The 7472-nt window shown below is 68.8% G+C and carries 7 protein-coding genes; 3 read left to right on the top strand and 4 right to left on the bottom strand.

From position 1 onward, the window contains the following. The 3 genes from tgpA to HMPREF2581_RS26565 all read left to right on the top strand — a co-directional run. The coding region (gene tgpA / locus HMPREF2581_RS26575) for a protein-glutamine gamma-glutamyltransferase TgpA (RefSeq protein ID WP_070867395.1) at window positions 1-1576 on the top strand (1576 nt) is incomplete at its 5' end. Continuing rightward, complete coding sequence (locus HMPREF2581_RS26570) at window positions 1573-2343, top strand: CHAD domain-containing protein (RefSeq protein WP_003138724.1); 771 nt, start codon at window positions 1573-1575, stop codon at window positions 2341-2343. The genes tgpA and HMPREF2581_RS26570, both read left to right, overlap by 4 nt. A gap of 80 nt (window positions 2344-2423) precedes the next feature. Then, complete coding sequence (locus tag HMPREF2581_RS26565; protein WP_003138725.1) at window positions 2424-3221, top strand: acyl-CoA thioesterase; 798 nt, start codon at window positions 2424-2426, stop codon at window positions 3219-3221. 8 nt (window positions 3222-3229) lie between these two features. On the opposite strand, the gene HMPREF2581_RS26560 is transcribed toward HMPREF2581_RS26565, so the two are convergent. The 4 genes from HMPREF2581_RS26560 to HMPREF2581_RS26545 all read right to left on the bottom strand — a co-directional run bounded on the left by HMPREF2581_RS26560 (window position 3230) and on the right by HMPREF2581_RS26545 (window position 7349). Then, entirely contained in the window at window positions 3230-4807 is a 1578-nt protein-coding gene (locus HMPREF2581_RS26560; RefSeq protein WP_003114745.1) for a GGDEF domain-containing protein, read from the bottom strand. Window positions 4808-4816: 9 nt separating this feature from the next. Further along, entirely contained in the window at window positions 4817-5305 is a 489-nt protein-coding gene (locus HMPREF2581_RS26555) for a putative pterin-binding protein (protein ID WP_003138726.1), read from the bottom strand. A gap of 86 nt (window positions 5306-5391) precedes the next feature. Then, window positions 5392-5751, bottom strand: a complete 360-nt coding sequence (locus HMPREF2581_RS26550; RefSeq protein ID WP_003101677.1) for an Mpo1-like protein — start codon at window positions 5749-5751, stop codon at window positions 5392-5394. A 125-nt stretch (window positions 5752-5876) separates the two neighbouring features. Next, window positions 5877-7349, bottom strand: a complete 1473-nt coding sequence (locus tag HMPREF2581_RS26545) for a methyl-accepting chemotaxis protein (protein ID WP_003110283.1) — start codon at window positions 7347-7349, stop codon at window positions 5877-5879. Window positions 7350-7472 lie beyond the last annotated feature (123 nt).

Here is a 7472-nt window from a genome sequence, read left to right as displayed (position 1 = left end):
GCAGCAGAGCGCTTTCGCCAGCCGGCCCTGGCCGACCCTGCGGCTGGCCGGCGGGCTGTTGCTGCAGGCGCTGCCGCTGATGCTCCTGCTGTTCCTGTTCTTCCCCCGCCTGGGGCCGCTGTGGTCGTTGCCGATGCCCGGCAACAAGGGGGTCACCGGACTCTCGGAGAGCATGGCGCCAGGGGATATCGCCGAGCTTGGGCGCTCCGCCGAACTGGCGTTCCGGGTCCGCTTCGAGGGCGCACCGCCGCCGCGCGAGCAGCTCTACTGGCGCGCCTTGACCATGGAGCGTTTCGACGGACGACGTTGGGCTCAGGCGCCGCAATGGTCGGGCGAGGATGCTCTGCACTGGCAGAAGCGTGGCCCTGAGCTGCGCTACGACGTGATCATGCAGCCCAGTTCGCAGCCCTGGCTGTTCGCCCTCGACGTGGCGCAGACCGACCAGACCGACACGCGCCTGATGAGCGATTTCCACCTGCAGCGACGGCAGCCGGTCGAGCAACGTCTGTTCTACCGAGTCAGTTCCTGGCCACAGGCGCTGCGCGAGTCCAGCATCGATCCGCGCATGCGCTGGCGCAACCTGCAGTTGCCGATGCACGGCAATCCGCGCGCGCGCGCCCTGGCCGAGCAACTGCGCCAGGCACATGCGCAACCGCAGGCACTGGTCGCGGCCCTGTTGCAGCGCTTCAACCACGAGCCCTTCGCCTACACCCTGAAACCGCCAGCGACCGGCGCCGACGGGGTGGACGATTTCCTGTTCGACACGCGCAGCGGCTTCTGCGCGCATTACGCCGGGGCGATGGCTTTCGTCTTGCGCGCCGCGGGCATTCCTGCGCGAGTGGTGGCCGGTTACCAGGGCGGCGAGCTGAATCCGGCGGGCAACTACCTGCTGGTGCATCAGTTCGACGCCCACGCCTGGGTCGAGTATTGGCAGCCGGAGCAGGGCTGGCTGAGCGTCGACCCGACCTACCAGGTGGCGCCCGAACGGATCGAACAGGGGCTGGAGCAGGCCCTGGCCGGAGACAGCGAGTACCTCGCCGACGCGCCGCTGTCGCCGTTGCGCTACCGTGGCCTGCCCTGGCTCAACGACATGCGTCTGGCCTGGGACAGCCTGAACTACGGCTGGCAACGCTGGGTCCTGGCCTACCAGGGTGAGCAGCAGGGCGCCTTCCTGCAGCGCTGGTTCGGCGGGCTCGATCCGACCCGACTGGGCCTGTTGCTCGGTGCCGCGGCGATATTGTCGGTCGGTCTGCTCGCGCTGTTCCTGCTCAAGCCCTGGCAAGGCCGTGGCGATCTACGCAGCCGCCAACTGCGCCGCTTCGAACGCCTGCTGGAGATGCATGGCCTGCGCCGTTCCCCCGGCGAAGGGCTACGCTCCTACGGCGAGCGCGCCGCCCGCGTCCTGCCGGCGCAGGCGCCAGCCATCGCGGCCTTCGTCGGCGCGTTCGAAGCGCAACGCTATGGACACGGCGGTGCCGATGATCCAGGGTTGCGTCTGCGCGCATTGCGCCGGGCGCTGCCCTGGCGCCTGGTGCGTGCGCCCACGCGGGATGGCCGGGGAGAGGAGAAGGCATGACGGGGTTCATCGATGAACTGCTGGCCGAGGTGATCGGCCAGCAGGTGGCGTTGATGTCGGCGGTCGCCCGCCTGGAGGCGCGCACGGATGGCGAGGCACTGCACGACCTGCGCATCGCCCTGCGCCGTCTGCGCAGCCTGCTGCGGCCGATCCGCGGGGTTCCCGGCGTCGAGGAACTGGAGCATGCCGCCGCCGAGATCGGGCGGCTCAGCGGGCCGATCCGCGACCTGGAGGTGCTGCTGCCGGCGCTCGCCGCCGAAGGGCTGCGGGATGCGCTGGCGGTGCGCCGGCCGGTGCTGGAGTCCGGCTACGTGGCGGTTCTCGCCAGCCAGCCGCTGCACCGCCTGCAGCTTTGCCTGGACGTATGGCCGGCCCTGTTGCGTACGGCCCAGCGGCATGCCGTGCTGGATGGCTTGCACGGCCGGGTGCGCAAGCGCCTGCGCCGGCAATGGAAGACCCTGCGCGCCGAGCTGGCGGACACCACCTACGAGCACTGGCACCCGCTACGGCTGCGGATCAAGCGCGTGCGCTACGGGCTGGAGGCCTATCCGCACGATTGCAGCATTCCCGGCTCGCTGCTGGCGCCGCTCAAGGCGGCCCAGTCGGCGCTGGGCGATTGGCACGACCTCGAACAGTGGCTGTTGCGATGCCAGCGCGAGCCGGATCTGGCGCCCGTGCGCGAGGTCTGGACGGCACGCTTCGAACTGGCCCGGGAGCGTGCCGGACGGGCCCTGTCGAGATTGCAGCAGGCGCTTGCCGGGCACTGACGCCGCCGGTATTCCGATCGGCTTTTTCCCAAGGATCGCCTCGCCTAAGATGGGCCCTCGAATCCCCTCGCGAGGCACACATGAATTTTTCCGAATTGATCCAGGCGGTCCGCCGTGACCCTTCCTCGGTGGTAGTACCGGCCAGTTGGGGCCAGGGCCGCGCCACCTTCGGCGGCCTGGTGGTGGCGCTGGCCTACGAGGCCATGCTTGCGGTGGTCGAGGCGGGGCGTCCGTTGCGCTCCATCGGCGTCAGCTTCGTCGGACCGCTGGCCCCCGAGCAGCCGGCGAGCTTCAGCGCCCGGCTGTTGCGCGAGGGCAAGGCGGTGAGCCAGGTACAGGTCGAGGTCCGTCAGGGCGAGCAGGTGGTGACGCTGGTCCAGGCCAGTTTCGGCGTCGCCCGCGCGTCGGCGGTGGCGGTGGAAGCGTTGCCGGCGGCCGGGATGAAGGGCCCTGAAGAGAGCCAGGAGCTGCCCTATATCCGTAACGTGACCCCGGAGTTCACTCGCTACATCGCCATGCGCTGGGCAGTGGGCGGCCTGCCGTTCTCTTCGAACAAGTCGCGCCAGATGGGCGGCTGGATGCGTTTCCGCGACGAACCCGAGGGAGAGACCATGGAGGTTTCCCACTTGCTGGCGCTGCTCGACTCCTGGCCGCCGGCGCTGTTGCCGCACCTGGGCACCCCGGCGATGGCCAGCTCGCTGACCTGGACCGCCGAGTTCCTCCAGCCGCTGCCGCAGCAGCGCAGCGGCGACTGGTGCCGTTACCTGGCGGAGATCGAGGAGGCGCGCGACGGCTACGGCCACGTGGCGGCGCGGATGTGGAGCGCCGACGGCCAGTTGCTGGCGATCAGCCGGCAGATGGTCACGGTGTTCGGCTGAGGCGCATGTCAGGCGGGCGCGTACTCGGTGCGGTTGCGCCCGCCGCTCTTGGCCTGGTAGAGCGCGCTGTCGGCGCGCACCAGCAGGCTTTCCAGGTCGTCCCCGGCGTCCCTGCGCAGGGCGACGCCGATGCTCACGGTCATTCGCAACGGTTCGCCGTCGGGATTGCTCACCCGTAGCGCCTCGACGCCGGCGCGCAGCCGTTCGGCGACGTCCAGCGCCTGGTCCAGGCTGACCTCCGGAAGCAGCGCGGCGAATTCCTCGCCGCCCAGGCGACCGAGCAGGTCCACCTCGCGCAGGCCCTGGCGCAGGGTCTCGGCGACACGTTGCAGGGCGCGGTCGCCGGTCAGGTGGCCGTGGCTGTCGTTGATGTTCTTGAAATGGTCGATGTCCAGCATCAGCGCCACGCAGGGGTGGCGGAAGCGTTCGGCGGCCTTGAGCATGAGTTCCGCCTGGTGCAGGAACGAGTGGCGGTTGTGCAGGCCGGTCAGGGTATCGGTGCTGGCCAGCAGGCGCAGTTCCTGTTCCATGGCCTTGCGCCGGCTGATGTCGTAGCACCAGATCAGGGTCGCCGGCTCGCCGTCGATTTCCAGGTGGCGCGCGCAGATCACCGCCCAGCAAGGCGTTTCCCCGCATAGCTGGGCTTCCCAGCCATCCACCTGGCCGCGCGCCTCCAGGGCGTTCTGGAGGCGGCTGTATTCGCTGGCGCTGGCGAACAGCCGGGGCAGGTTGAAGTCGTCCTGGGCCTGGCAACCCAGGCGCTTGAGCAGGCGCGGGCTGACGTAATGGATGCTGGCGCCGCAGGCGCTGAGCAGGACCACGTCGCTCGGGCTGGCCTCGAGGATGAAATGCAGCAGCGCCTTGCCTTCGCTGAGCTGGCGGGTGCGCTCGCCGACGCGTTTCTCCAGGGTGGCGTTAAGCTCGATCAGATGCCCGGCCAGTTGCTGCGCGCGCTTGAAGTCAGCGACCAGGCGCAGCACCAGCAGGGCACCGCCGGCACCGATCCCGAGCAGCGCCCAGAACAACGCGTAGAACGCCCGGTGCAGGCGCTTGCGGTCGACGTCCAACTGGTTGGTCAGGGCGATGTTGCTGGCGACGACGATCTGGTGGGTCGGTTCGAGCAAGGGCGGGACCTGCTGGACGATCTCCGCGGCCAGGCGGCGCGCGGCGACGGGATCGCCCCAGGGGGCCTGGTCCGACCAGCGATCGCTGAGCTCGATCAGGCGTTGCAGGGTGGCCTGTACCTCCGGACGCGGTTCGGCGAGATGCCTGAACAACGACTGGCGGCGCAGCGGCGCGATCAGGCTGGCGAGGACTTCGAGACGGATCGCCAGGTCGTCGGCTTGGCCTTCGCCGCTCTCGGTGTGCCGCGCGGCGTCCAGCGTGCGATCCAGTTCGGCGCGCAGCGAGTAGGTCTGCCACAGCTCGTTGTGCAGGTTCGGCTGGGCCAGTTGCTGGGCCTGGCGCACCGCCAGCCACAGCGCAGCCCCGGCGATCAGCGCCATGAGCAGCACCAAGCCGAGCAACAGCCCCATGATCTGGCGTTGCCGGCGCAGCTTTGTCGGATCGAGCAGCGGCACAGTCATGTCCGTTACTTACTCAAGAGTGATGGAGCTGACCTGCCAGACGGTACGGTTGTAGTAGACCTGGTTTCTCAACTCAGGATAGCGGGCCATCGGGTAGATGATGAAAAGCGGTCCGCGTTCGCGGATCGCCATGTAGGCGCCGTTGCGGCGATAGGCGAGGATGGGCTGGTAGCTGTCGAGGTCGCTGTACGGGATGATCGCCGAGTAGTCGTTCAGCGCCAGCACGCGCAGGCGCTTGGGCGGCGCCAGGTCCAGGCGGCGCAGCAACAGGCTGAGGCGCACGCCTTGCCAGCGGGCGTTGGCCTCGCCGGGGAGCTGGGCTTCCAGGGTCTCGCTGGGCAGGGCTTCGAGGTCGGACAGGGTCAGCCGTACGGGAGCGCCGCCGGACCGCTGCAGGGTGACGATCGGACGTCCGCCCAGCGGCACGGGTTCCGCGGCCTGGGCAAGAGGCAGCCCCAGGCAACAGGAAAAGACGATTAATTGACGCATTGACGGCATGTTGTCGGTCCACGACAGGATTCCGTCGATTATATCGGCAGCGTCGCACTAAAACTGAAGGGCTGTGCAAAATCCCGGACGAACTGTCACTTATGCCGTTCGCGCCAGGCCCGCCACCAGGCGCCGCTGAGGACGAAGCGGGGGAAGGTGACGAACTGCTCGACGAGCAGGCGACTGACAGCGTCGCGCCGATCGCTGAATGGCTCGGGTGCCTGTTCCTCCAGCGCGTGTCCCTTGGCCTGGATCGCCAGGCCGGCACCGATGCCGATGACACCGAGTACCACCTGCAGCAGGTCCAGGCCGAACAGGCCGCCGAGCAGCAGGATCGCAGCGACGATGAACAGCGGCACGGCGATCAGGTGCAGGACCAGGTTGGTCGGGTTGCGGTGGTTGGCGGCATAGCCGCGCCATTGCCAGGCGAGCAGGTTGGGATGACGTTTGCCCATGTTCTCGGTACTCCGTGACGGCGACCCGCGGGGCGGGTCGTTGCATGTCGTCGAGTCTAGGCGGGGTGCGGCAGCGCGGCGAATGATTCCTGCCTATCCGGGCGATAGGCAGGTGCGCCTGCGGATCAGAGGCGTAGCTGGCCGATGGCGCGGGTCAGATCGCCCGCCAGGTCGACCAGTTGCTGACTGGTGGCCGCCGACTCGACGGTCTGCTGCACGGTGAGTTCGGTGACGTCGCGGATGCCCACCACCGAACGGGTCATCTCTTCCGCGACCTGGCTCTGCTGTTCGGCGGCGACGGCGATCTGCGTGTTGCTTTCACGCATCTGCGCCACCGCGTTGGCGATCGCCGCCAGCGCCTCGCCGGCGTCGCCGGCCTGGCTGACGCAACCGTCTGCCTTGAGCGAGCTTTCCTGCATGAACTCCACGGCGTCGCGGGTGCCCGACTGCAAGGCGAGGATCATCTGGGTGATCTCGTCGGTGGAGTCCTGCACGCGACGGGCGAGGTTGCGCACCTCATCGGCCACAACGGCGAAGCCGCGGCCCATTTCCCCGGCCCGCGCGGCCTCGATGGCGGCGTTGAGGGCAAGCAGGTTGGTCTGTTCGGCGATGCCGTGGATCACGTTGACCACGCCGCTGATCTTCTGGCTGTCCTCGGCCAGCTTCTGGATCATCTCGGCGGTGTCCTGGACGCCCTGGGACAACCCGGCGATCGACGCGCTGACCCGGCTCACCGCCTGCTGGCCGGCGCCGGCCAGGCGGTCGGCTTCCTGCGACTGGTCACGGGTATCGGCGGCGTGCTGGGCGATATGGAAGACCGTGGTGGACATTTCGTTGATCGCGGTGGCGGTCTGGTCGGTCTCGCTCTGCTGGCCGAGCATGCCCTGGCGTACCTGGCCCATGCTGCGGGCCAGCGCCTGGGCGCCTTCGTCGAGCTTGGTAGCGGCCGCGGCGACGGTGCCGACGATGCGCTGGTAGCCGGCCTGCATGGCGTTGAAGGCGCTGGCCATCTGGCCGACTTCGTCGCGTCCCTGCAGCGGTACGCGAGCGGACAGGTCGCCGCTCTTTTCGACGTGCAGCATCACGTCCTTGAGGGTATGCAGGTGGGTGAGGATGAAGCGGATCAGCAGTTGCGAGGCCGCCAGCAGCGCCAGCATCAGCACCAGCACGGCGACGGCGTAAGCGCCGGCCCGGTCGGCGAAGACCTGCCACAGGTCGCTGGCCGGGGCAAGCACGGCGAAGCGCTGGCCGGAGCCGGTCTGGCCGACCCAGGCGCCGAGCAGCGGGGTATCGCCCTGGCGCGCGCCGGACAACTCGATCCAACCCTGCCCCTTGCCCAGCGCCTGGGCAGCGGTGCCGCCCAGGCTCGCGGCCTGTTCCAGCGGCAGCAGGTTGCTGCGGGCGGGCAGGGCGCTGCCGGCCGGCCAGCTCTGAACCAGCTCGCCCTCGGCGGCGGCGGCGCGCTGGGCGGAAGCGTTGCGCCCGGCGGCTTCCTGCTGCATGGCGAACAACACCAGCAGCAGGGTGGTGAAGAAGGCCACCGCGTTGACGGCCCAGAACTTGTATTTCAGTGGAATGTCGCTGATCCAGGTGCCCATAGGGGGATTTCTTCTTATCGGCAAGCTAATGGCAAGGCGCCATTATCTTGAAAGCTGAGTAAGGGGCAATCGTTGATGCGGGTCAACGAGACCGTTCGTCAGCTTAGCGGCCGATCCGCCGGG

Source organism: Pseudomonas sp. HMSC057H01 (assembly GCF_001836405.1).
Taxonomy (GTDB): domain Bacteria; phylum Pseudomonadota; class Gammaproteobacteria; order Pseudomonadales; family Pseudomonadaceae; genus Pseudomonas; species Pseudomonas aeruginosa.
The sequence above is the reverse complement of the archived record's forward strand: the minus strand, read 5'-3'. Positions and strand labels throughout refer to the sequence as shown.

Bases quoted from the DNA above. Each gene is read 5' to 3' on its own strand.
- HMPREF2581_RS26570 (WP_003138724.1), top strand. From the start codon at position 1,573: ATGACGGGGTTCATCGATGAACTGCTGGCCGAGGTGATCGGCCAGCAG.
- HMPREF2581_RS26545 (WP_003110283.1), bottom strand. From the start codon at position 7,349: ATGGGCACCTGGATCAGCGACATTCCACTGAAATACAAGTTCTGGGCC.
- HMPREF2581_RS26565 (WP_003138725.1), top strand. From the start codon at position 2,424: ATGAATTTTTCCGAATTGATCCAGGCGGTCCGCCGTGACCCTTCCTCG.
- HMPREF2581_RS26555 (WP_003138726.1), bottom strand. From the start codon at position 5,305: ATGCCGTCAATGCGTCAATTAATCGTCTTTTCCTGTTGCCTGGGGCTG.
- HMPREF2581_RS26560 (WP_003114745.1), bottom strand. From the start codon at position 4,807: ATGACTGTGCCGCTGCTCGATCCGACAAAGCTGCGCCGGCAACGCCAG.
- HMPREF2581_RS26550 (WP_003101677.1), bottom strand. From the start codon at position 5,751: ATGGGCAAACGTCATCCCAACCTGCTCGCCTGGCAATGGCGCGGCTAT.